We start from the raw sequence: 24,403 nt of genomic DNA on the forward strand, positions 1-24,403 counted from the left end.
CCTTCTCTTTCGAGAAAGGAGATTTTCTTTTATGGGTGACCACCAGGTGCACCACCACCAGGGCCATCATTTCCTTGAGGGCCACCGCCAGGTGCTCCTCCGCCTCCAGGCATGGAATTGACGATTTCAGTTTGTTTTTCACCATTGAGGTAGATATCTCCACCTGTGTAGGTCGCTGTTCCGTCAAAGTCAAAACCAGATTGACCAGTCATTTTGATGGTTCCTCCATTAACTGTGATATTCCCATTTGAGTCAATTGGATCTGTGTCCCCTTGGCCAACTTCAACTGTCAAATTCCCACCATTCATGGTGAAGAAGATTTCACTTTGTTGGGCATTTTTGTTGGCTGCATTGACACCATCATCTGTCGCGTAAATAGTAATGTCTCCACCGTTGATAGTGATTGATTTTCCTTCAAGCCCTTCGGTAGAATTCTTAACAGTATAGGTACCACTATCGATGACCAAATCACCTGAAGCGTGGATACCATCATCGCCAGCAGTAACAGTAATAGTATTATCAGAGAGATGCATGGTTCCAACAGATGTATCATCATCATTATCGACCTTGACGCCGTCTTCCTTGGCATCGATAGTCATAGTTGTTCCAGTGATGTTGAGTTCATCATTAACATTAAAGGCATCTCCAACTGCTATGATGTTGTAGGTTCCACCTGTGATGTGAAGTGTATCGTTAGCCTTGATACCGTTATTTTTCTTACCATCTACATTGAGAGTCCCTTTACCGTTGATGGTCAAGTCCACTTTAGAGAAGAGGGCTGCATCTGCCTTGTCATCACTATTTGAAGCAGAATCTGATAGGCTATTGGTTGTGCCATCTGCTAGGGTTAAGTAGACGTGTCCAGCTGATGTTGCTGAGATAGCTGCATTGGTATTAGTCATGGTGACACCGTTTAGTACGATATGCACATCATCTGTTTTTTCAGCTTCAATCTTGATTTGAACACCATCAGATTGTCCAGAAATCACATAGGTTCCTGACTTAGAAATTGTGACGGTAGAACCTGATACGGCTACTCCATCACCTGATACCGTCGCCGTTGATCCTGACAAAGTTACAGTTGCTGCTGTTTTTTCATCATAAGAAGTATCATAGTCCTTATCTGTAAAGTAACTAGATGTTTTCTTATTGGTAGTTACTGTTGTCGTTGCAGTACTATTGCTAGCTGTTGTATTTGAAGTTGACTGAGTACATGCTGTTACCAGTGCTAAAGTTGCTATACTCGTTAATAAGAATGTCCATTTTTTTGCTTTCATGCTCTTTTCCTCGTCTTTCATTTTACATGCTCCTAGTCTACGGGCCTTTCCTAAAAGAAGCCTAAACTTTTTCTGAAAGTTTTCTTAAGTTCAGTTTCAATTAAGTTAAATTTAACAAAAGTTTTAGAAAAGCCCCCTAAAATCAAACACAAGCAAGTTCACCTTGTTTAAAAATAGTATAACTGAAAGCAAGAGGAGAAAGACTTATGAAACCATTAGAAACAACTTTTAAGCGGATTGAAACCAAATATATTGTCTCAAAAGAAATTTTATACAAACTGATTCAAGATTTAAAGGAATATTTAGTAGAAGACGACTATCCAATTTCAACTATTTCAAATATCTACTTTGATACGGAAGACTTTGATGTGCTCCAAGATGATGATTTTGGAAATAAGCGAAAAGAAAAGGTTCGGATGCGGACCTATCTCAGCCAACCCAAAGCAGATAGTCAAGTATTTTTAGAAATCAAAACCAAGGACCAAGAAGGAGTTGGTCGCAAGTTTAGACTACTCTCAACTCCTAGTTCTATCCTTAATTTTATGACCAAAGGGCACTTGGATGCTAGCATTACTGATACAGTCGTCATTGAAAAAGTGAAAAAGCTTCATCAGGATTACAAGCAGGCTATCAAGCCTCGTATGTACATCTACTACGATCGTTATTCATTAAAAGAAAAAAAATACATCGAGGGCTACAACTATAATAAAATTCGTATCACAATTGACCAAAATCTAGTCTATAGAGATGAAAATGTCAGTCTTTTCGCTGGAAACCATGGAGATGCTTTACTAGATGACAATACTGTAATTATGGAGATTAAGGCTCCTGGAAACAAACCCCAGTGGTTACAAGACATCCTAGACAAGTATGGTTTGATGGAGCACAAATTTTCAAAATACAGTTGTGCTTACCACAAATCTCAAGGGCTTCCTTATGCACCACGTCCCAGTATAGAAAGCGAAGGTACCGCTTATGCTTAATCTATTTAACTCAATTTTCAACAATGCCACTGCAAGTGCTGATCCCTTCCAACTACTGCTGGCACTTCTAGTCAGTCTAGTCCTCGGTTTGGCACTTACTTGGACCTACAAATATCGGACCCTCTACACCAGAGAATTTGCTATCAGCTTAACTCTGCTTCCCTGCCTTATGACCTTGGTTATTTTTCTGGTCAATGGGAGCTTGGGTACTTCAATTGCTGTAGCCGGAACCTTTAGTTTGATTCGTTTCCGTTCTGCAACTAGTGGTTCAAGAGAACTGATTGCAATTTTCCTAGCCATGATTATCGGTTTGGCTTGTGGAACAGGCTATCTCTTCCTAGCAATTCTCTTCACGCTCTTTATCTTGGGCGTTTGGTTCCTTTTGGAGAATCAACAAGTTAAATCTGACAATCAATGCCGTAGACTTTTGACAATCACGGTAGCCAATCAAGAGAAAATTCAAGATGCTATCCAATCTGCTCTTGACCAATTCTGCTCAGAGATTGACATGATTACGATCAATAGCACAAATGCAGGGGATAACCTTAGCATTGTCTATGAAGTCGAGCTAAAAACAGAGGTCGATGATTTCCAAGTGACTAGCTATCTTACACAAAATATTGATCAATGCGATGTGGCATTGACTAAAAAAGCTAAAAAGAGAAAAAATCTCTAAAGACGAAAAACGAGGCTGGGATAAAAATTCCGACCTCGTTTTTTGCTAGCAATAAGTTTTTGATACTATAGCTGATTGGGCTCTTAGACTCCAAAAATACTTTAACAAAACTTCATTTTCTCTTTCTACAACCTTTAATTTCCTTTAACTGGAATCTCTTTGATAACTCATGCTGGATTTCCTGCTAGAACTACGTTGTCACCAAAGGATTTTGTAATGACCGCTCCTGCTCCTGCAACGACATTATCCCCTAAAGTAACACCCGGTAGGACAATGACACCACCACCTGCCCAAAAGTTCTTACCAATCGTGATGGGTTTGCCAAATTCTAGTCCCGAGTTTCGTTCATCGGGATCCAGCGGATGAAGAGGTGTTAAAAACTGACAATTAGGACCAATCATGGCATTATCACCAATAGTAATCGGACATACGTCCAACATGGTCAAATTCCAATTGGAATAAAAATTTTCTCCTAAATGGATATTAACTCCATAATCCACAACCAAGCGAGTATTGATATAGAGATTTTCACCAGTAGAACCAAACCATCCTTTGATGATTTCCATACCTTTTACTGGATCGACTTCTTCATTAAAAGTTGCTTGCTTTTGTCGCGCTTTTTGTGCTAGAGAACGGAGTTCTGGGTCGAATGGGTGATAAGGTTCTCCCGCAATCATTTTTTGATATTCAGTTTTCATATTTTGACATCCTTGTTTATTTTAGATGATTGTAGCATAGTATTGTATCTCGAGCAAGTTATAGTGAAATGAAATAGAATCTGAACAAATTTACCAGAGTAGTTAAGTCAATTTCTAGCATTTTTTAGAATTCACAGTGTACCGTTTTGTATTTGATCTACTATAAATTTAAAATTGAAAAAATGTTTATATAGTGGATTGAAATAAGATGCGAACAGAGAGATTAGGAAAGTCAAACTAATTTCTAGAAATATTTTTAGCAGTTGTAGTGTACTGTTTTAGATTCAATCTACTATAAAACACAAGTCTAACCTTGAAAAAAAAGCGAGCAAAGTCAGTTTTCTGACAATCAGAATTCTGCCTTGTTCGCTTTTTTATCTAGTGGATCCTTCTTAAGAATCTATAGTGAATGATTAATCTTTTCATTTCAGACCTTAAGTTATACCTATTTACTCACTTACTTCAACAGTTTCAACGACTTCTTCTACAGTCGTATCAACTGGAGCTTCTTCTTGTGAAGATGCTAGGTAAGACTCTTCGTTGACTGCTTGTGGTTCAAGGTTACGGTAACGTGCCATACCTGTACCAGCTGGGATAATCTTACCGATGATAACATTTTCCTTAAGACCAAGGAGATGGTCTTTCTTACCACGGATAGCTGCGTCTGTAAGGACACGAGTTGTTTCCTGGAAGGAAGCTGCTGACAAGAAACTATTTGTTTCAAGTGAGGCTTTGGTGATTCCCATAAGGACTGGGCGACCTGTCGCTGGCACTCCACCTGCGATAAGAACATCCTTGTTGGCATCTGTAAAGTCATTGATGTCCATAAGAGTTCCCATGAGAAGATCTGTATCTCCTGGATCCATAACACGAACTTTACGGATCATTTGACGAACCATTACCTCAATGTGTTTGTCACCGATTTCTACCCCTTGGCTACGGTAAACTTTTTGTACTTCACCGAGAAGGTAGGTTTCAACTGACAAGACATCACGTACAGCAAGGAGACGTTTCGGTTGGATAGAACCTTCTGTCAATGCTGCACCGCGAGAGACTTGGTCTCCAACTTCGACACGCATACGTGCTGTGAATGGTACCACGTATTCGCCTTCGCCAGTTTCACCCTTAACAAAGACTTTCTTAGTACGAGTTGAAGCATCTTCTTCAATAGCAGTAACTTGTCCTTTGACCTCTGTGATAACCGCTTCCCCTTTAGGATTGCGGGCTTCAAAGATTTCTTGGACACGAGGAAGACCCTGAGTGATATCGGTATTTGAGGCAACCCCACCCGTGTGGAAGGTACGCATTGTAAGCTGTGTACCAGGTTCCCCGATAGATTGGGCAGCGATTGTACCAACTGCTTCACCAACTTCAACCGCATCACCAGTCGCCAAGTTGATACCGTAACAGTGACGGCAGACACCATGACGAGTGTTACATGTAAATACAGAGCGGATAGTCACTTCTTCCACACCAGCATTGACAATTTCACGCGCCTTGTCTTCTGTGATCAATTCATTTGGACCGATGATAACTGCACCAGTTTCTGGGTGTTTAACAGTTTTCTTAGTGTAACGACCATTGAGACGTTCTTCAAGAGACTCAATCATCTCTTTACCTTCAGTAATAGAACGGATCAAGAGACCACGGTCAGTTCCACAGTCATCCTCACGAATGATAACGTCTTGGGCAACGTCAACCAAACGACGAGTCAAGTAACCTGAGTCGGCTGTCTTGAGGGCCGTATCAGTCATACCTTTACGAGCACCGTGTGTTGAGAAGAACATTTCGAGTACTGACAAACCTTCGCGGAAGTTTGAAAGGATTGGCAATTCCATGATACGTCCGTTCGGAGCAGCCATCAGACCACGCATACCGGCAAGCTGTGAGAAGTTTGAGATGTTACCACGGGCTCCAGAGTCCATCATCATAACGATAGGGTTCTTTGGATCTTGGTTGGCAACCAAACGTTTCTCCAATTTTTCACGGGCAGCACGCCATTCAGCCGTAACGGCATTGTAACGCTCGTCGTCTGTGATCATACCACGACGGAATTGTTTAGTAATTTGTTCTACACGTTTGTGTGATTCTTCGATGATTTCAGCCTTGTCTTCAACGACTGGAATATCAGCAATACCCACTGTCAAACCTGCAAGAGTTGAATGGTGGTAACCGAGGTTCTTCATACGGTCAAGTAGGGCAGAAGTTTCAGTCGTACGGAAACGTTTGAAGATTTCAGCGATGATATTTCCAAGGTTTTTCTTCTTGAATGGAGGGTTGAGTTCAAGATTGCTGATAGCTTCCTTGATATCTCCTCCTAGTGGCAAGAAGTATTTAGCCGGAACGCCTTCTGTCAAGTTGGCATTGTTTGGCTCTTGCAAGTAAGGTAGGCCTTCTGGCATGATATCGTTGAAGAGGATCTTACCAACAGTTGTAAGCAAGATTTTGTGTTTTTGCTCTTCTGTCCATGGTTTGTTGAGGCTGTCTGTTGCAATACCAACACGTGAGTGAAGGTGAACATAACCATTACGGTAAGCCATAACCGCTTCGTCACGGTCTTTGAAGACCATTCCTTCACCTTCACGACCAGCTTCTTCCATAGTCAAGTAGTAGTTACCCAAAACCATGTCCTGAGATGGAGTAACAACTGGTTTACCATCTTTCGGGTTCAAGATGTGCTCAGCAGCGAGCATCAAGATACGAGCTTCTGCTTGAGCTTCTTCTGAAAGCGGTACGTGGATGGCCATTTGGTCCCCGTCAAAGTCGGCATTGTAGGCTTCACAGACAAGCGGGTGCAAGCGAAGGGCCTTACCATCAATCAAGACTGGCTCGAAGGCTTGGATACCCAAACGGTGAAGGGTCGGTGCGCGGTTCAAAAGCACTGGGTGTTCTTTGATCACTTCTTCAAGGATATCCCAGATACGCTCATCTCCGCGTTCCACCAAGCGTTTAGCAGCTTTGACGTTTTGCACGATATCACGGGCAACAATTTCACGCATCACGAATGGTTTAAAGAGCTCGATCGCCATTTCACGTGGCACACCACATTGGTACATCTTAAGAGTTGGACCAACGGCGATAACGGAACGTCCCGAGAAGTCAACACGTTTACCGAGCAAGTTTTGACGGAAGCGTCCTTGTTTACCTTTAAGCATGTGGCTCAATGATTTTAATGGACGGCTACCTGGTCCTGTGATTGGACGACCACGACGACCATTGTCAATCAAAGCGTCGACCGCTTCTTGAAGCATACGCTTCTCATTTTGAACGATGATACCTGGTGCATTCAACTCAAGCAAACGAGCCAAACGGTTGTTACGGTTGATAACACGGCGGTAAAGGTCATTCAAGTCAGATGAGGCAAAACGGCCACCATCCAACTGCAACATTGGACGAAGATCTGGTGGAATAACCGGAAGGATGTTGAGAATCATCCATTCAGGTTTGTTTCCAGACTTGTAAAAGGCATCCAAAACATCCAAACGACGGATGGCTTTGACACGTTTTTGTCCAGTTGCTGTCTTCAATTCTTCTTTAAGCTCAGCAATTTCTTTTTCAAGATCTACTTGTTTCAAGAGGTCTTGGATAGCTTCGGCACCCATTTTAGCAACGAATGATCCGTAGCCATATTCACGCAAGCGCTCACGGTATTCACGCTCTGTCATGATTGATTTGTGCTCAAGTGGTGTATCCTTCGGATCAATCACCACATAAGCGGCAAAGTAGATAACTTCCTCAAGTGCACGAGGACTCATATCAAGGGTCAAGCCCATACGGCTTGGAATCCCCTTGAAATACCAGATATGAGATACAGGAGCTTTCAACTCGATGTGTCCCATACGTTCACGACGAACTTTTGTACGCGTTACTTCAACACCACAACGGTCACAAACAATCCCTCTGTAACGAATGCGTTTGTACTTCCCACAAGCACATTCCCAGTCTTTTGTAGGACCAAAGATGACTTCGTCAAATAGTCCTTCACGTTCTGGTTTCAACGTACGGTAATTGATTGTTTCAGGTTTTTTGACTTCTCCATAAGACCATGAACGGACTTTGCTTGGAGAAGCTAGTGTGATTTGCATACTTTTAAAACGATTTACGTCAACCACTATTTCTTCCCTTTCTATTCTAAGTGAGCTACTTATTCTTGTTCAGTAGCTTCTTCTGTTGCTTCCGCTTTTGCACCTTCTTCAGCTTCAAAAGCAGCTTTTGCTTCTTCAGCAGCTTTTTTACGTGCTTTTTCAAGGTCATCTACGTGGATGACATCTTCGTCCATGCCCTCGTCAAGATCACGAAGTTCAACTTCTTGATCATCTTCGTCAAGAACACGCATGTCAAGACCAAGTGATTGCAATTCTTTAACAAGAACTCGGAAGGATTCTGGAACACCTGGTTTTGGAATTGGTTTTCCTTTTGTAATAGCTTCATAGGCTTTCAAACGTCCATTGATATCATCAGACTTGTAAGTCAAGATTTCTTGAAGGACATTTGAGGCACCATAGGCTTCAAGAGCCCAAACCTCCATCTCACCGAAACGTTGTCCACCAAACTGAGCTTTACCTCCAAGTGGTTGTTGGGTAACGGTTGAGTAAGGTCCGACTGAACGCGCGTGCAATTTATCGTCAACCATGTGGTGGAGTTTGATCATGTACATGACACCAACTGATACACGGTTGTCAAATGGCTCACCAGTACGTCCATCGTAAAGGATAGTCTTAGCATCGCTATCCATACCAGCTTCTTTAACAGTTGACCAAAGATCTTCTGAACTTGCTCCATCAAAGACTGGTGTTGCGATGTGGATACCAAGAGTACGAGCTGCCATACCAAGGTGAAGCTCCATAACCTGACCGATATTCATACGTGATGGCACCCCAAGTGGGTTCAACATGATATCAACTGGAGTTCCATCTGGAAGGTAAGGCATGTCTTCTACAGGAACGATACGAGAAACAACCCCTTTGTTTCCGTGACGTCCGGCCATCTTATCTCCGACCTTAATCTTACGTTTTTGAGCGATGTAGACACGAACTAGCATGTTAACGCCTGATTGCAATTCATCACCGTTTGCACGGGTAAAGATCTTAACATCACGAACGACACCATCGGCACCGTGTGGTACACGAAGGGAAGTATCACGAACTTCACGAGATTTGTCTCCGAAGATAGCGTGCAAGAGACGTTCTTCAGCAGAAAGATCTTTTTCACCCTTAGGTGTTACTTTACCTACAAGGATATCCCCTTCTTTAACCTCAGCACCGATACGGATAATACCCATTTCGTCAAGGTCTTTAAGAGCATCTTCACCAACGTTTGGAATTTCACGAGTAATTTCTTCAGGCCCAAGCTTTGTATCGCGCGTTTCTGATTCGTATTCTTCGAGGTGGACAGATGTGTAGACATCGTCTTTCACCAAGCGTTCGCTCATGATAACGGCGTCCTCGAAGTTGTAACCTTCCCATGTCATGTAGGCAACGATTGGGTTTTGTCCAAGCGCCATTTCTCCATTTTCCATAGAAGGTCCATCTGCAATAAAGTCGCCTTTTTCTACAACGTCACCAACTTTAACAAGCGTACGTTGGTTGTAGGCAGTACCTGAGTTCGAACGACGGAATTTTTGGATATGGTAAACATCCAATGAACCATCTTCACGACGAACTTCTACCTTGTCAGCATCGGCATAAGTAACTTTACCATCATACTGAGCAATAACAGCCGCTCCAGAGTCGTGGGCTGCTTGATATTCCATACCAGTACCAACGTAAGGTGCTTTTGGATCAATCAATGGTACAGCCTGACGTTGCATGTTGGCACCCATGAGGGCACGGTTGGAGTCGTCGTTTTCCAAGAAAGGAATACATGCTGTCGCAACGGCAACTACCTGTTTAGGAGAAACGTCCATGTAATCAACACTTGAAGCTGGGTATTCTTGGTTAACCCCTTGGTGACGTCCCATGACAACTTTTTCCGCAAAAGTGCCATCTGCGTTCAATTTAGAGTTAGCCTGCGCTACTGTGTACTCATCTTCTTCATCGGCTGTCAACCAAACGATTTCGTTAGTTACTTTTCCAGTTTCACGATCAACCTTACGATATGGTGTTTGAATGAAACCATACTTGTTGAGGTGTCCGTATGAAGATAAGTTGTTGATCAAACCGATATTTGGTCCCTCAGGTGTCTCGATTGGACACATACGACCATAGTGAGTGTAGTGAACGTCACGCACTTCATATCCAGCGCGGTCACGTGTCAAACCACCAGGTCCTAAGGCAGACAAACGACGTTTGTGTGACAACTCAGAAAGCGGGTTGTGTTGGTCCATGAACTGTGACAATTGAGAAGAACCAAAGAATTCTTTGATTGCTGCAGTTACTGGACGGATATTGATAATTTGTTGTGGTGTTAGTACTTCGTTATCTTGAACAGACATACGTTCACGAACGTTACGTTCCATACGTGAAAGTCCAAGACGCACTTGGTTGGCAAGCAATTCACCAACAGCACGAATACGACGATTTCCAAGGTGGTCGATATCATCCACACGACCAATACCTTCTGCTAAGTTGAGGAAATAGCTCATCTCAGCCAAGATATCTGCAGGCGTTACGATACGAACTTTGTCATCTGGATTTGCATTACCGATGATAGTTACAACACGGTCTGGATCGGTTGGTGCAACAACCTTGAATTTTTGAAGAACAACTGGCTCTGTTACTACAGCAGCATCATTTGGAATGTAGACAATCTTGTTCAAGTCGCCATCCAAATGACTTTCGATACTTTCAATAACGCTGCGAGTCATAACTGTCCCAGCTTCTACCAAGATTTCACCAGTTTCAGGATCTACCAATGGCTCTGCAATAGTTTGGTTGAGCAAACGTGTTTTAACATTGAGTTTTTTATTGATTTTGTAACGACCAACTGCTGCCAAGTCATAACGACGTGGGTCAAAGAAACGAGCCACTAGCAAGCTACGTGAGCTTTCAGCAGTCTTAGGCTCACCTGGACGAAGACGTTCGTAAATTTCTTTCAAGGCTTCGTCTGTACGAGAGTCCATTGGGTTCTTGTGGATATCTTTTTCAACAGTGTTGCGAACAAGGTCGCTGTCACCAAAGATATCAAAGATTTCGTCATCACCTGAGAAACCAAGCGCACGAACCAAGGTCGTAAATGGAATCTTACGAGTACGGTCGATACGAGTATAGGCGATGTCTTTTGAGTCGCTTTCAAGCTCTAACCAAGCTCCACGGTTAGGGATTACAGTTGAACCGTAGCCCACTTTACCATTTTTGTCTACCTTATCATTAAAGTAAACACCTGGAGAACGAACCAACTGTGATACGATGATACGCTCACCACCATTGATGATGAAGGTACCCATCTCAGTCATGATTGGGAAGTCACCAAAGAAGACTTCCTGTGTCTTGATTTCGCCAGTTTCTTTGTTAATCAAGCGGAAGGTTACAAAGATAGGTGCTGAGTAGCTAGCATCGTGGATACGAGCTTCTTCTAGCGTGTATTTTGGTTCCTTGATTTCATATCCAACAAATTCCAACTCCATTGTGTCTGTGAAGTTTGAAATCGGCAATACATCTTCAAATACTTCCTTCAGACCATGGTCTAGGAAATCTTTGAATGAATCAGTTTGAATTTCAATCAAATTTGGTAAGTCAAGAACTTCTTTGATTCTTGAAAAACTACGACGGGTACGATGTTTCCCGTATTGAACGTCATGTCCTGCCAAGATGATTCTCCTTTAAAATAAAGTTTCAAGCCTAGTCGTCTAGGCCTTTCTAATCGTCATATGGTTGTAAAACCCCTATCACCGTGTCCTCTTGATGAATTTTCAGAATCTTTAAGTCTTTGTTACAAATGTTCGAAATCCTGAAAAAAAGCACAAAAAGAGCAGCTAAATCTGACTTTTTCAGAAGATTTAACTGCTGTGAGCCTTGTCCGGACAATATTTCAGACAAAACCTACGACAAATGATTATTCATATTATACCCTATTTAGCTAGATTTTTCAAGGGTTTTGAGAGATTTTTTTGCTTGTAATCTTGATGAGACTTGTTTTCAGAAAAGGAGATTTTCATTTTTGCTAATTCATTTCCAAATCAGCCTCTTCGTAAAACTGTGTGGCATTCTACAAATAATATCTGAATCAATGATCGAATCATTTTTGACCTCTGCCATTCAATGGTAGGGGGCTTGCAGCCAAAAACTTCTAGAAATTTTAGGAATTCTGTCCTATCTTAAAAGTGGATTCTCAGTCATATTTGGATAGAATCTCATTCGTTTTCCCAACATGATTTCTTTATTGAAATAAACCTGAATAGCCTGGTCAGCAATGTTAAGCGAGCCAATAGGAAAACAAATCCTAGCGGAAGCATTGTTTATTGCTCTCAAAATAAGCTATCTTTTTGACTTTCAAAACGTTTGAATCAAGCTATTCTGTCCTTTTTATATAAAGTAACCCCCCTAGTTTTAAAGATTTCTAGCTCTCCACTCTGACACGAGTCACAATGCCATCCTTGTCAGTCAGGCTAAATTCTGCAGAAGAAAGCCAATGAGTTATCGCCTTATTCCCTTGAGATTGGGCAAAAACCTTCAACAACTCCTCTTTGTTCTCAACTTCAATCACATAGTAGGCTAGACCTGCCATCCCTTGCTCACGAGGAGCTAAGTTTTTACCTCCCCATTCGTTAACTGCTAGATGATGGTGATAATCTCCAGATGCTATCCAACTGGCATGCGGAATCGTGAATTTATCCTCAAGACCGAGAGACTCTTGGTAGAACACACTCGCTTCTCGACTGTTTTAACGGATAGATGAACATGCCCCATTCGAGTGCCATTTGCGATTGCAAAAGGCTCTATTTCTTGTCCTAGTTCGTAGATATCTTGCGCAGACAGCTCTTCTGTCACCCCGATAATTCGCCCGTCCTCACGAATATCCCAGACTGTCACAGGTTTATCTCTGTAGAGTTCAATGCCATTGCCCTCTAAGTCTTCCAAATAGATAGCCTCACTATAACCATGATCAGCCCCACCAACTAGCGGAATCTTTAAATCTAACAAGTGTTTAAAAATATTAGCCAAATTTTCGCGACTCGGTAAAAGCAAGGCCATATGGTAAAGTCCGTAGCTCTGCCTAGGTTTGCCTGTATTTTCTGTTTGGATAAGCTTCACCAGCGGTTTTCCTCCAGCACCTAGAAGAACTTCTTTCTCCAATTGATTCAAAATCTCCAACCCAAGCAACTGATGATAAAATGCTGTCTGACTTTCTAAATCCTTTACATTTAAAACCACTTCAGCCAAATGAATGCGACTATTGTATTCATAAACCATAGAAAACCCCTCTTTGTTGTAACTGTATTTATTACACCTATTATACACCCTTCCCAACCAATGTCAATCCAGATGCTCAACGCTGATAAAACAAGAAAAATCCTCCCATGTAGGAAGGATTGTTTGGATTTAATGAGCCAACATTTCTTGGGCGATTTCTTGACCAGATAAATTCCCTGGATAGTAGGTTGGCCAGTTGTCCATCTCGTCAAAGAGGGCTTCTTGGCTAGTTCCTCCAAAGAAAATATGGAAGTGCCCAGTCTTAACTGGTGCGATATTGTGGTCGCTGAATTGAACATACTTAAATTGTCCAGCGTCCGCATCTGTCGCTTCAAAGAGATAACGAACTCCTCGATTCCCTTTCTTATAGGTCAGGATTTTCTTGCCAACATACTTGTAAGTATATTTCTTACTTTGATCACCTTGGATGAATTCCATAGTGTTATCCGTGATATTAATCTTAGATACATCGGTTTGATAGCCCTTTTGATAGTAGGCTTTGTATTCATCCTTGGTCATTTTACCGGTCAATTTAGCCTTGTAGTCAAAGACTTGGTCTAGAGTACCATTTTCAAGGAAAGGATAAACAGACTGCCAGTTGCCAGCATAGTCACTCAAGGTACGGTCCTTGACATCTGCATCCTCAAAGTAACCATTTTGAACGGTTTTAGTTTCCTCTGCTTTTTCTGGTTCAATTTCTGCTCCTGCCTGGTCAGTTGTTTGCTTGAGAGCTTTGAGATTTTTCTCCATAACAGAGATATAGTTCTCTCCCGCCTTCATATCCTCTTCGGTCAAGCTTTCAAGAGGATTCAGAACGTCTAACTTAACTCCTGTTTCTTTTGAAAGAGTATTGGCTAGAGCTTGAGAGGCGTTTTCTTCAAAGTAAATATAAGAAATCTTGTTTTTCTTGATGTACTCGGTCAATTCTGCCAAGCGACTTGCTGACGGTTCAGCATCTGGTGACAGACCTGAGATAGAGACTTGAGTGAGCCCATAGTCTAAAGCTAAGTAACGAAAGGCAGCGTGTTGAGTCACAAAACTCTTTTGTTTAGCACTAGAAAGTCCTTCAGTATAGGCCTTATCCAAGGCTTGCAATTTTTCGATATAGGCTGCTGCATTTTGCTCAAAGGTTGCTTTTTTACCAGGATAGTCAGCTGATAAACTGTCACGGATGTGCTCTACAAGTTTGATTGCACGCGCAGGAGACAACCATACATGAGGGTCATACTCGTGATGATGGCCTTCTTCACCATGATCATGGTCCTCCTCTTCTTCACTTCCTGAAAGAAGCAACATATCTCCAGTCGCCTTGATTGTTTTTACTTTTTTCGCATCTAGGGAATCTAACAATTTGGGAACCCAAGTTTCCATGTTTTCGTTCTCATACACAAAGGCGTCGGCGTCTTGGATTTTAGCGACTGCCTTAGGAGATGGTTCATAATCATGTGGTTCTGTCCCTGCCCCAATCAAGAGCTCGACATTGGCTGTATCGCCTGCTACTTGCTTGGTAAATTCGTAGACAGGGTAGAATGTTGTGACGATATTTAATTTCCCGTTTGCCTGTTTTTGATTGGAACAAGCCACTAAGAATACCGTCACGAGACTTGCCAAAAGTAGGCCTAGTTTTTTCATTTTTTCTCCTATTTGATAAAACGTTTGAGTAAGCTGACTAACAAGAAGACAACTACAAAGATAAGGGTGATACTTGCACTCGGTGGTGTCTCTGCATAATAGGAAATATAAAGTCCTGCCACCATGCCTAGAAAACCAATAACGCTGGCAAGAATCATCACCGAACTAAAGTTCTTCCCTAAACGCAAAGCGATACTAGCTGGCAAGACCATGATAGTCGATACCAAAAGTGCTCCCGCAGCTGGGATCATGAGAGCGATAGCAACCCCCGTCACCATGTTAAAGAGGATAGACATAGTACGTACTGGAAGACCATCTACAAAAGCTGTATCCTCGTCGAAAGTTAAAATGTACATAGGTCTTAAAAAGAGGAAAGTCAAGATTAAAACTACCGCTGCAATGACAAAGAGCCCAATTACCTGCTCTTGACTAATGGTCACGATAGAACCAAAAAGGTACTGGTCCAGACTCATCGAGCTAGAGCTCTTCCCCTTACTCATGACAATGAGCGATACTGCAAGTCCTGTAGACATGAGTATTGCTGTCCCAATCTCCATAAAGCTCTTATAAACCGTGCGGAGATACTCAAGGAAAACCGCCGCAATCAAAACAATCACAATGGTTGAGATGGTCGGAGAAATTCCTAAAACCAAGCCAAAGGCAACCCCTGAAAGGGAGACGTGACTCAGTGTATCACTCATAAGACTCTGGCGACGCAAGATAAGGAAGGTCCCCAGAACTGGTGAAAAGAGACTCATGGCAATAACCGCTAAAAAGGCTCGCTGCATAAAATCATAAGAAAATAGATTAAGCATGGTCTACCTCCTGATCATTTTCATGGACATTGAAACAACGCCATGGCGAATCTTGGTCACGAACAAGGTGGATATTACGATCTGCGTAATCCTTAACTTCTTCAGGATCGTGAGTAATCATCAAAACAGCCTTGCCATGATGGTGGGCACTATGGTGCATGAGCTCATAAAATTCATTTTTGGTGCCAGCATCCATCCCTGTCGTTGGCTCATCCAAGATAAAGATATCTGGATCTGAAGCAAACATACGTGCAATGACCGCTCTTTGCTTTTGCCCACCAGAAAGAGAACCAATGCGTTTATCCCGATGTTCCCACATGCCAACTGAGTTTAAACTAGCCTTGATGTGTTCTTCATCATGGGCATTCAAACGACGGAACCAGCCCTTTCTTGGGTAGCGACCTGATTTGACAAACTCGTAAACAGTACTTGGAAAGCCTGCATTGAAACTAGCAATTTGCTGAGGAAGATAGGCAATTCTTAATTTTTTCCCATGAATATTTGTCTTTGAGATGGTTACTTTCCCAATTCTCGGTTGTAAAATACCTAGACTAGCCTTGATAAGAGTAGTCTTTGCCGCTCCATTTTCTCCTGTCAGTGTGACAAATTCCCCACTATCAACACTGTAATTGATATGCTCAAGAACAGGCTCCTTGTCATAATAGAAGGACAAATCCTCTACTGTGATGTATCTCATTACTTGATTTCTCCTACTAAAGCAGTTAAAAACCGCTGGATAATTTTTTGTTCGTTTGGTGTGAACTGAGTGGCAACCTGCTCATAAGTCGAGAGGGTATGCTCATGATGATGGTGGTGTTCCTCAGCAATTGGTCGTGCCAAGTCTGTCAATTGATAGAAGATAACGCGAGCATCCTTGGGATCCTTAGATGTCTCCAACATCCCCTCCTTGACCAAGGATTTGATAGCCTTGGTAACGGCAGCTTGACTGACATTGAGACGACGCGCCAACTCAGAGTTGGTTAGCGACTCCTCTGATAAAAGCATGAGAATATGCTCCTGGGTATTGGTCAAGGCTACATCACTGGTACAATGACCAATGAGAATTTCATGCTGATTTTCCGCCTTGAGAATAATCTCATTTAAAAAATGATCGATATCTTTTGCCAACTGTCTCATGATTTGCTCCTTTCTCAGAACAGAATTTCTATAAATACAAGGTTTTCATACTCTTCAAAAATCAAATTCAAACCACGTCAGCTTCGTCTTGGCGTACTCAAGTACAGCCTGCGTCTCGCTTCCTAGTTTGCTCTTTGATTTTTATTGAGTATCACACCATTCCTTTACTAGTTAAGTATATCACATCCAAGTAAGGAGTCAAGAAAAAAGATGAAAACACCCGAGATGTTTTCATCCTTTAGAATTATTTTTCTTGTTTGCGGCTAGTCCAGAGGGCTGTCGCTCCAAGAATCATACCCAATAGCATCATGAAAATAGATTGCTCACTACCTGTATTTGGAAGTAGTTTCTCTGAGACTACTGTTTTCTTAGCAAACTTATCTGCAACCTTATAATCAACTTTTACAGTAGAAGGTTGAGTCGGTTTTGTTGCTTGGTCTTCTACTGGTTTAGCTGGATCTTGCTCTTTACCTTCTTCAGAAAGTTTAAATGTTTTTGAGTCCACAGAAATCGTGCGTGAGTTTGGATTTACCTTTTCATACTGAGTCAAATCAGCTGTTTTAAGGTAATCTTCAAAGGCAGCATCCATTGAAGGGCCTTCTTCTCTGGCACCACCAAGCATGGTATAACCATCACCACCTGCTGCAAGGAAGTCATTGGTTGCTAGGTAGTAAACTTTTTCCAAATCTAGTTTTTCATAAAGACCAGTCGCACGATTCTTAACTTGAATAGCCAAGACACGTTTGCCTGCAGCTAGATTTGTATCGTAGTAGACCTTGGCTCCTGAAATCTGTAAGAATCCGCCACTTGGTTCTAGCAATGGTTGACCATTTTCATCCAAGACAGTTTTCCCTGCCTTATCAACCTGCAAAATAGATCCGAGTGATTTTTCAAACATATCCAGAACTTGCTGACCAGTTACTTGAATTTGTGAGATTGTGTTCCCAAATGGTAGAACCGCAATGACATTTCCTTTTGTAATTGGCTTATCTTTGGCAATCGTTTCACGCAAGCCACCACCGTTTGTCACAGCGATATCCGTCGGATGACTAAAGCCTGTTTGACCATACTGATAGAGAGAATCTGCGACAACATTTCCAAGGTTAGTTTCACGGACACGGACATTTTCACGGTCACCGTTCAATTCAACTGGGCTATTTGAAACAACTTCTACAGCATTTTCAGCGTCATACTTTTGTTTGATATCCTTGACAAGTTTTTCAATTTTTGGATTAGCTTCCAATTTCTTAGCATCAGCAGCTGCAATGAGTGAAGGATTCCCCAATAATTGGCGAGATTTATAAGTGATTTTACCAACGTTATGGAGATAGCTTCCTGTCTGGTTGTATGTCACATTGTCTCCATAAGTAGTCGATTCTACTGTATGAGAGTGACCGTCAATCACTGTAACACGCTTACCTTTCAAAAGAGGATTTTTTGAAAGTGCTTCTGCAAGTGTTGAACCGCGCCATTCTACTGGTGTTGTTGTATCAACTCCCAAGTGAGCGAGAACAACATAGTGTTTGTAGTCCTTGCCTTCTGCCAAGGCTTTAGCTTGAATTTCTTCGATAACCTTGTTAACCTCTGCAATCGGTTCTGTAAAGGTTACGCCTTTAACATTTTTAGGGTGGGTCTTAGTAGCTGTTTCAGGCGTTGTCACACCGATGACGACAAATTCATCACCTTCAACATCCTTATTCTTATCAACAATTGTTGCCGCTTCAAATAAACGAGCTCCATTCACATAAGTATTTGAGCTAAGCAGTGGGAAGTTCAAAATTTCTTTATATTTTTTAGCTTCGTCAAGTCCAAAGTCGAACTCATGATTTCCTACAGCCATAGCATCGTAACCCATCTCATTTAGGATTTTGGCACGAGCTTCACCCTTTGTAGAGTTTGAAATCGGTAAACCTTGGAAAGCATCACCTGCATCCACCACTAGAGTCGTTTGTTTGCCCTTTTCGCGCTCCTTCTCAATAACTGTAGCGAGTTTGGCATCTCCGATTACTCCTTTTTCTTCTACGATACGACCATGAACGTCATTGGTATGCAAGATAACAGTATCTTGTTCTTCTTTTTGAGGTGCAGCTTCTTCAGCTGGCGTTGCCGGACTTGTAACAACCTCAGGAGTCGCTGTCACTACTGGTGCTTCTGTAGTGCTCACAACTTCTGTAGCTTCTGAAGAACTAGTATTTTCTTCAGCATAGACCTGTCCAGCTAAAAAGGCTGGAGCTAATAGGGCTGTCGATAGGACAGGCAACAAAAAACGTTTATTCATATTGAAATCCCTTTCTCTTCTTTCTTCTACCATTATACGCTATTTAGCATCATTTTAAAACTTTTAACCTTTTTTAGGGCAAGCTATCTGACATTTCATAAAAAAGTCTGAACAAAAAGTTCAAACTCCTTTTCTATATTATTGAAAATCTTTAATATTCCCATCGTAATTTGCCCAATCCTGGCTAAAGAAGCGGTCATTCATTTGGTAACTAGGAGCTGTTGTCGGATTGCTCAAAAAGGGATTTACCACCTTATCAAACGCCAACCAGCCCAACCAACCGATATGAATCGTATCCTTAACAAAGTAGGGATCTCCACCATTTTTTGAAAAGTCAGCGATATTGGTGAAACCCTGACTTTCCAACTGGTAACGAATTTTTTCAATAGAGTGTTGATACATTTCTTCGCTCAAACCTGTATAGTTCATCCATTTTTGATTGACAGGTTGAAAGACAAAGAGCACATTAACCTTAGACTTGGCAAATTGATCAAGTACTAGCTGCAAATCATTGTACTCAGTTGATTGGAGAAAGTTATAATTCTTTTGATAGCCTTCTAAATTTTTTAAGTCCTTCTTAAGTTGAGTGGTATAAAAATGGTTATCCATCCCCAAATCATTATTGGTCGTATTTTCTTCTGCATCCTTACGTGCAATATTTTCCAATTCTTCATAAGAAAATTGGTCTGGGAGACCGCTCAAATATTTTTCAATATGATCCTTGTATTTTAATCGACCATGAATGGAGAACTGACCAAAAAGAGCAGCTTGTCTTTCATTGAACTCGGCAGAGAGATTAACCATCGTTTGATCAAAGTCTGACAATTGTTCATTCTTGGCAAGCTTCTCAACAATCCCCTTCATCGGTACTCTTGGATTTTGCTTCAAAAGTCTAGTAGCCGCATATTGAGCAGCCAGATCTCCGGATTGATTTTCCAAAAAGGCAGTCAACTGGTCATTGTTAAAAAAGCTTTGAAAAGTAGGCGCATCGTGCTCCTCTTTTGTAAACCATTGCGGAGAGATTACAAATACCGCTTGTTTGTTTTCAAGCTCAGATGTGATTTGTTGTAGTCCAAAGTACTGACTAAGAGAAGCTGCTCCTGCCTGCCCCATAAAATAAGGACGATAGGAGCGGTTATACTTTTCAGCTAATACTCCTGGATGCATGCTATCAAAACGAATCCATTCACTCGAACCCAAAAAAGGTATAAAACGTATATTAGGATCCGTGAGAGCTCTCACTTTTTGGCTTCTCTCTTTGAAACTTTCTGCACTTATCGAGGCTGCAGAGTATTTTTCCTCCATGAGATTATGACTTGGACTACTTGGATAGAAACAGATAAGAAGGCACACCAGCAAGCCCGCTACAAAGACAGGCCCGAAAATCAGCCACAAGCGTTTAAGCATTCTTTAACTCCGTAATCCCTGCTACGATTTTATTAGCTGTATTCCAGTCATCACGACCAAATTCTGTAACTGGGACACGAATATCAAAGCGGTTTTCGATTTCCACAATTAATTCAACTGTCCCCATACTATCCAAGACACCTGCATCAAAAAGATCCTCATCCATCATGTCAGAAACATCTTCCATAAACAATTCATCAATAATTTCAATAACTTCTGATTTGATATCCATTTTTTAATTCCTTTTATTTTTTAAACCATAAATCATTCAAAAACCCAGAGAAGATTAAGAATGAAATCATCACGACATGGAAGGTTATCACCATGCCAAGCAACTGAACCCAGCGATTCTCAGGCAAGGGAGGTCGCCCTGCTTTCTTACGTTCTTTATTGAGCGTTCTTTTCTTTCGAACCCAGGCATCATTAATGACTAAGCCCACTCCATGAAAGAGTCCGTAGGCGATGTAAAACCAAGTTATCCCATGCCAGAACCCCATAAGGAGCATATTCAGGATATAGGCGACACTTGAGGTCACATTTCGATTCTTAAAGAGCTTCTTTCTCGTCATCACCATGACCATGCGCATAAAGACAAAGTCACGGAACCAGAAGGATAAACTCATGTGCCAACGATTCCAAAACTCCTTCAAATCCCTTGATAAAAAAGGTTTGTTGAAGTTGATCGGACTACGAATCCCCATCAGATTTGAAATAGCTAGAGCAAACATAGAGTAACCTGCAAAGTCAAAGAAGAGCTCCAAACCAAATGTGTACATGATGGCCACTACATAATAGTTAAAGACGCCACCTGTTTGTAAAGCTAAATTCTTTAGCGGTGGCAATAAAATCTCGCCTAAAATATGAGCTAGGATAAATTTATATAGAAAACCCCACATGATATACCGAACGGACTCGGCTAGCATATCTAGCAACTCATCGCGCTCTGGTATCGTCTTATAATTTTCATTAAAACGTTTGAAACGATCAATAGGACCACTTGAAAATGTCGGCATAAAGAGAAGAAAACGCAAATACTCCCACATTTTCAAATCCTTAATGACTCCATCTCTAAGTTCGATGATGATTCCCACCGAACGAAATGTCAAATAAGAAATTCCGATAAAACCCAGCAAGGATTGTGTTCCGTTAATGGCTGTTTGCGCCTTTACAAATATGATTGGAAGTAACGACAACAGACTAACGAGATAGAAAATCCACTTGCCATCCTTACTTTTTCGATACTGCTTGTAAAAAAGAACCAGTACAATTTGCCAGCATAGGTAAATAGCCAAAGCAGCCAACTGATTGGTCTTGCCACCCGTCAACATGGTAACGATAAAGAATAGACTAACCAGCATTTCATACCATGCAAAGCGTTTTTTGAAAAAGAGCCCGATAAAGATGGGCAAGGTAGCAGTAATCACGTACAAAAAGTACTGCGGATTCCCATACGGCTCAATATGAGGCAGCTGTTTCAGGAAATCCATCATCTATTATTCACCTCGTTAATCAATCCTTTGATATCAATCTTGCCATTTGGAGTCAGTGGCAATTCCTCTCTGTAAAGAAACTTAGATGGCATCATGTAAGACATCATAATATCTTCCAAGTCTTCCTTGATAGCTTTCGTGATATCAATTTCGCGCTCAAATTGTTCTTTGACGCCATCTTTTAAGATAACATAGGCCAAGAGGTTTTGAACCTTGTGGTCTTTGTTGTAACGTGGAACTGCAACAGCGGATTCAACATACTGAGATTTATTCAAGTTTTGAGAAACATCTTCTAGCTCAATGCGGTAACCGTTAAACTTGATCTGGAAGTCCATCCGTCCACCATAGAGAAGGAGACCTTCATCTGTCATAGTTCCCACATCTCCCGTATGATAGGCTGGAAGACCTTCAAATTCGAAGAAGGCTTCAGCTGTTTTTTCAGGATTATTCATGTAACCTTTTGAAACAGCTGGACCAGATACGATGATCTCCCCTTGTTCTCCGTTTGGCAGTTTATTGCCCTCTTCATCGATGATGAAGGTAGGTGAATCTTCTTTGGTGTAGCCAATTGGAAGACGTTTCAAGGTTGCTAACATCTCATCTGTAATAGCGACTGCTGATAAAGCAACTGTTGCTTCCGTTGGACCGTAAGCATTGATAATGCGTGCATTTGGGAAACGCTCGCGCAATTTCTGAGCAGTCTTGACTGTCAACTCTTCCCCATCAAAGTAAAAATGGGTAATTCCTGACATCTTTTCAGCATTGAAATCCTCAGACAACATAGCCATATCTGCAAAAGATGGCGTTGAAGTCCAGATAGCAATCGGAAGTGAAAAGATGGTCGCAAAGAGTTGCTTAAAGTCTTGAGTGATGGCTGATGGAAGAGCAAAAAGGGTTCCTCCAAGAGCCAAGGTCGGTGCCCAGTACATGACAGACAGGTCAAAAGAATAAGGTGGCTGAGCCAGCATTTGTGGACGACTTGGCGTCGCAAATTCCTTATCCGTAATCATCCAGTTGGTAAAGCTGAGAAGGTTATCATGCGAAATCTGCACCCCTTTTGGTTTCCCAGTTGTCCCTGAGGTAAAGATGATGTAGTAGTTATCATTCCCTTTGACCGGATGCGTCATCTCATAGCTTGCCCCTTGAGCAAAGGCTTCTTGAACCTGAGCTAGATTCATCATCGGTGTAGAAACCTGCTTCAATGGAAAGTCTGAGATAGCAATAATCAAACTTGGCTCTGCCACTTCTAAAATAGCCGAAACTCGCTCCAAAGCCGAATGACTGTCAATTGGAATGTAGGCATGACCTGACTTGGTCAAGGCTACAAAGGTAGCCAACATCTCATACTCCTGACCACCAAAAACGACTACTGGAGATTTTTCAGGTAATCCTAGCTGATCAATGGTTGCAGCCAAACTATCTGAATCAGCCTTTAAATCACCATAAGTGTGCTCTTGCCCTAAGACATTGTATACTGGAAAGGTAGGTTGAGTTTGGGCGAAATATTCAATCGCTTCAATCATATCTTTTATCGGCTTATTAGACACGATGATTTTTCTCCTTTAAACTAAAATTCATTGTAAATAAAGCTTCCCTGACTTTGTCCTAGGTAACTAAAAAAGTAAAGCAAACCAAGTAGAACAATAAAATACAGGACCGTTTGTCCTAAAAAAACATAGATTGGTTTCTTTTTATCCATAATTAACTTCTTTTTGTAAATTTTCAATAATTTTATGCAAATATACAATTACTATTTTTTCTTGTTCCCATTTTACCACTTTATTCCCTCTATTTTCAACTGTTTACCATTTTTAGAAAGCACATTTTAGCTTATTTTAAGACAAGTTAAAATATTAATGTTTTGCCCTCAAAAAACAACAAAGTTTGAGAAGCCAATCCCAAACTTTGTTACAAATAGCTCTTTTATCTTAGAAAAGTGAGAATACAAGCACGGCCAAGGCTGCACCGATAACAGGGCCTACAACTGGAATCCAAGCGTAAGACCAGTCTCCGTCTCCCTTGTTTGAAATTGGCAAGATACTGTGCATGATACGAGGTCCAAGGTCACGAGCAGGGTTCAAGGCATAGCCTGTTGTCCCACCAAGTGATAGACCGATACCGACAATCAAGGTACCCACTGCGAAGGTTCCGATACCTGCCTGAAAATCGTACAGCCCCAAAGCAAAGATTGTCAACACCAAAACAAAGGTTCCAAGGATTTCGCTAATTAAGTTAGAAACTGTATCCTTGATGGCTGGCCCAGTACTGAAGGTTGCTAGGATATTGCCTGCATTTTCTTCTGCCTCATAATGTGGTTTAAATTGCAACCAAACCAAAATCTGACCGAGCATAGCCCCTGCGAACTGAGCTAGGATGTATGGGAAAACGGAAGCCCAAGGCAAACCACCTTTTAAGGCTACACCAATGGTCACAGCTGGGTTTAAATGAGCTGGACTGAGTTTTCCAGATACAAAAACTGCAACTGCAACCGCAATCCCCCAACCCATAGTAATCACAATCCAACCTGAGCTGTTGCTCTTAGTTTTTGGAAGAACCACGCCTGCAACAACACCATTTCCTAGAAGAATCAGGATTAAAGTCCCCAAAAATTCTCCAAATAATTCATTCATCATCTTTCTGTCTCCATTAAAAAGAAGGGG

The 24,403-nt window shown here is 41.6% G+C and carries 17 protein-coding genes and 1 pseudogene; 2 read left to right on the forward strand and 16 right to left on the reverse strand.

Annotated features, from left to right (window positions below; all coding sequences use genetic code 11):
* Nucleotides 1-29 precede the first annotated feature (29 nt).
* Nucleotides 30-1,277: a carbohydrate-binding domain-containing protein gene (locus QM877_RS03810; RefSeq protein ID WP_414317645.1), complete on the reverse strand. Its 1,248-nt coding sequence runs from the start codon at nt 1,275-1,277 to the stop codon at nt 30-32.
* Between the two features lie 206 nt (nt 1,278-1,483).
* Here QM877_RS03810 and QM877_RS03815 point away from each other — a divergent pair, with 206 nt between their 5' ends.
* Together QM877_RS03815 and QM877_RS03820 are read left to right on the forward strand one after the other, a co-directional pair.
* Nucleotides 1,484-2,260, forward strand: coding sequence for a polyphosphate polymerase domain-containing protein (locus QM877_RS03815; protein ID WP_414317646.1), 777 nt, complete (start codon nt 1,484-1,486; stop codon nt 2,258-2,260).
* The gene (locus tag QM877_RS03820) at nt 2,253-2,936 is read left to right on the forward strand and encodes a DUF4956 domain-containing protein (protein ID WP_414317647.1); all 684 of its coding nucleotides are present in this window, start codon (nt 2,253-2,255) and stop codon (nt 2,934-2,936) included. Before QM877_RS03815 ends, QM877_RS03820 begins: the two co-directional genes overlap by 8 nt.
* A 167-nt stretch (nt 2,937-3,103) precedes the next feature.
* Here the strand turns inward: QM877_RS03820 and QM877_RS03825 are convergent, their stop codons facing one another.
* From QM877_RS03825 to QM877_RS03895, 15 genes and pseudogenes are all read right to left on the reverse strand, one after another.
* Nucleotides 3,104-3,634, reverse strand: a complete 531-nt coding sequence (locus QM877_RS03825; RefSeq protein ID WP_414317648.1) for a sugar O-acetyltransferase — start codon at nt 3,632-3,634, stop codon at nt 3,104-3,106.
* Between the two features lie 449 nt (nt 3,635-4,083).
* A complete protein-coding gene (gene rpoC, locus QM877_RS03830) occupies nt 4,084-7,746 on the reverse strand; it encodes a DNA-directed RNA polymerase subunit beta' (protein ID WP_414317649.1) in 3,663 nt (1,220 codons plus the stop codon).
* Nucleotides 7,747-7,778: 32 nt separating this feature from the next.
* Complete coding sequence (locus QM877_RS03835; RefSeq protein WP_049527247.1) at nt 7,779-11,381, reverse strand: DNA-directed RNA polymerase subunit beta; 3,603 nt, start codon at nt 11,379-11,381, stop codon at nt 7,779-7,781.
* A gap of 749 nt (nt 11,382-12,130) precedes the next feature.
* Nucleotides 12,131-12,984: pseudogene (locus QM877_RS03840) on the reverse strand (VOC family protein).
* 129 nt (nt 12,985-13,113) lie between these two features.
* The gene (locus QM877_RS03845; RefSeq protein ID WP_414317650.1) at nt 13,114-14,616 is read right to left on the reverse strand and encodes a zinc ABC transporter substrate-binding protein AdcA; all 1,503 of its coding nucleotides are present in this window, start codon (nt 14,614-14,616) and stop codon (nt 13,114-13,116) included.
* Between the two features lie 8 nt (nt 14,617-14,624).
* On the reverse strand, nt 14,625-15,431 hold the full coding sequence (locus tag QM877_RS03850; RefSeq protein WP_000933245.1) for a metal ABC transporter permease: 807 nt from the start codon (nt 15,429-15,431) through the stop codon (nt 14,625-14,627).
* A complete protein-coding gene (locus QM877_RS03855) occupies nt 15,424-16,128 on the reverse strand; it encodes a metal ABC transporter ATP-binding protein (RefSeq protein ID WP_316108278.1) in 705 nt (234 codons plus the stop codon). Before QM877_RS03855 ends, QM877_RS03850 begins: the two co-directional genes overlap by 8 nt.
* A complete protein-coding gene (gene adcR, locus QM877_RS03860) occupies nt 16,128-16,568 on the reverse strand; it encodes a zinc-dependent transcriptional regulator AdcR (RefSeq protein ID WP_414317651.1) in 441 nt (146 codons plus the stop codon). Before adcR ends, QM877_RS03855 begins: the two co-directional genes overlap by 1 nt.
* A 244-nt stretch (nt 16,569-16,812) precedes the next feature.
* Nucleotides 16,813-18,846 (reverse strand): cell surface ecto-5'-nucleotidase Nt5e, encoded by a 2,034-nt coding sequence (gene nt5e / locus QM877_RS03865; protein ID WP_414317652.1) that lies wholly within the window; start codon nt 18,844-18,846, stop codon nt 16,813-16,815.
* A 138-nt stretch (nt 18,847-18,984) separates the two neighbouring features.
* Nucleotides 18,985-20,253, reverse strand: a complete 1,269-nt coding sequence (dltD, locus tag QM877_RS03870; protein ID WP_414317653.1) for a D-alanyl-lipoteichoic acid biosynthesis protein DltD — start codon at nt 20,251-20,253, stop codon at nt 18,985-18,987.
* Nucleotides 20,246-20,485 carry a D-alanine--poly(phosphoribitol) ligase subunit DltC gene (gene dltC, locus QM877_RS03875; protein WP_000351968.1) on the reverse strand — a complete coding sequence of 80 codons (240 nt, stop codon included), beginning with the start codon at nt 20,483-20,485 and terminating at the stop codon, nt 20,246-20,248. The genes dltD and dltC overlap by 8 nt, the downstream gene beginning before the upstream one ends.
* A 13-nt stretch (nt 20,486-20,498) precedes the next feature.
* The gene (dltB, locus tag QM877_RS03880) at nt 20,499-21,743 is read right to left on the reverse strand and encodes a D-alanyl-lipoteichoic acid biosynthesis protein DltB (RefSeq protein WP_414276604.1); all 1,245 of its coding nucleotides are present in this window, start codon (nt 21,741-21,743) and stop codon (nt 20,499-20,501) included.
* Nucleotides 21,740-23,290, reverse strand: a complete 1,551-nt coding sequence (dltA, locus tag QM877_RS03885; protein ID WP_414276605.1) for a D-alanine--poly(phosphoribitol) ligase subunit DltA — start codon at nt 23,288-23,290, stop codon at nt 21,740-21,742. The genes dltB and dltA overlap by 4 nt, the downstream gene beginning before the upstream one ends.
* 20 nt (nt 23,291-23,310) lie before the next feature.
* Entirely contained in the window at nt 23,311-23,442 is a 132-nt protein-coding gene (locus tag QM877_RS03890) for a teichoic acid D-Ala incorporation-associated protein DltX (RefSeq protein ID WP_000358457.1), read from the reverse strand.
* A gap of 229 nt (nt 23,443-23,671) precedes the next feature.
* Nucleotides 23,672-24,376 carry an MIP/aquaporin family protein gene (locus tag QM877_RS03895; protein ID WP_000980823.1) on the reverse strand — a complete coding sequence of 235 codons (705 nt, stop codon included), beginning with the start codon at nt 24,374-24,376 and terminating at the stop codon, nt 23,672-23,674.
* Nucleotides 24,377-24,403 lie beyond the last annotated feature (27 nt).

Origin of the sequence: Streptococcus infantis, assembly GCF_047463655.1 — a bacterium.
Lineage (GTDB): Bacteria > Bacillota > Bacilli > Lactobacillales > Streptococcaceae > Streptococcus > Streptococcus infantis_Z.

Coding starts and splice junctions, on each gene's coding strand:
- QM877_RS03815 (WP_414317646.1), top strand. CDS start 1,484: ATGAAACCATTAGAAACAACTTTTAAGCGGATTGAAACCAAATATATT.
- QM877_RS03845 (WP_414317650.1), bottom strand. CDS start 14,616: ATGAAAAAACTAGGCCTACTTTTGGCAAGTCTCGTGACGGTATTCTTA.
- adcR (WP_414317651.1), bottom strand. CDS start 16,568: ATGAGACAGTTGGCAAAAGATATCGATCATTTTTTAAATGAGATTATT.
- QM877_RS03810 (WP_414317645.1), bottom strand. CDS start 1,277: ATGAAAGCAAAAAAATGGACATTCTTATTAACGAGTATAGCAACTTTA.
- QM877_RS03825 (WP_414317648.1), bottom strand. CDS start 3,634: ATGAAAACTGAATATCAAAAAATGATTGCGGGAGAACCTTATCACCCA.
- dltB (WP_414276604.1), bottom strand. CDS start 21,743: ATGATGGATTTCCTGAAACAGCTGCCTCATATTGAGCCGTATGGGAAT.
- dltD (WP_414317653.1), bottom strand. CDS start 20,253: ATGCTTAAACGCTTGTGGCTGATTTTCGGGCCTGTCTTTGTAGCGGGC.
- QM877_RS03820 (WP_414317647.1), top strand. CDS start 2,253: ATGCTTAATCTATTTAACTCAATTTTCAACAATGCCACTGCAAGTGCT.
- QM877_RS03895 (WP_000980823.1), bottom strand. CDS start 24,376: ATGATGAATGAATTATTTGGAGAATTTTTGGGGACTTTAATCCTGATT.
- nt5e (WP_414317652.1), bottom strand. CDS start 18,846: ATGAATAAACGTTTTTTGTTGCCTGTCCTATCGACAGCCCTATTAGCT.
- QM877_RS03850 (WP_000933245.1), bottom strand. CDS start 15,431: ATGCTTAATCTATTTTCTTATGATTTTATGCAGCGAGCCTTTTTAGCG.
- QM877_RS03890 (WP_000358457.1), bottom strand. CDS start 23,442: ATGGATAAAAAGAAACCAATCTATGTTTTTTTAGGACAAACGGTCCTG.
- QM877_RS03855 (WP_316108278.1), bottom strand. CDS start 16,128: ATGAGATACATCACAGTAGAGGATTTGTCCTTCTATTATGACAAGGAG.
- dltC (WP_000351968.1), bottom strand. CDS start 20,485: ATGGATATCAAATCAGAAGTTATTGAAATTATTGATGAATTGTTTATG.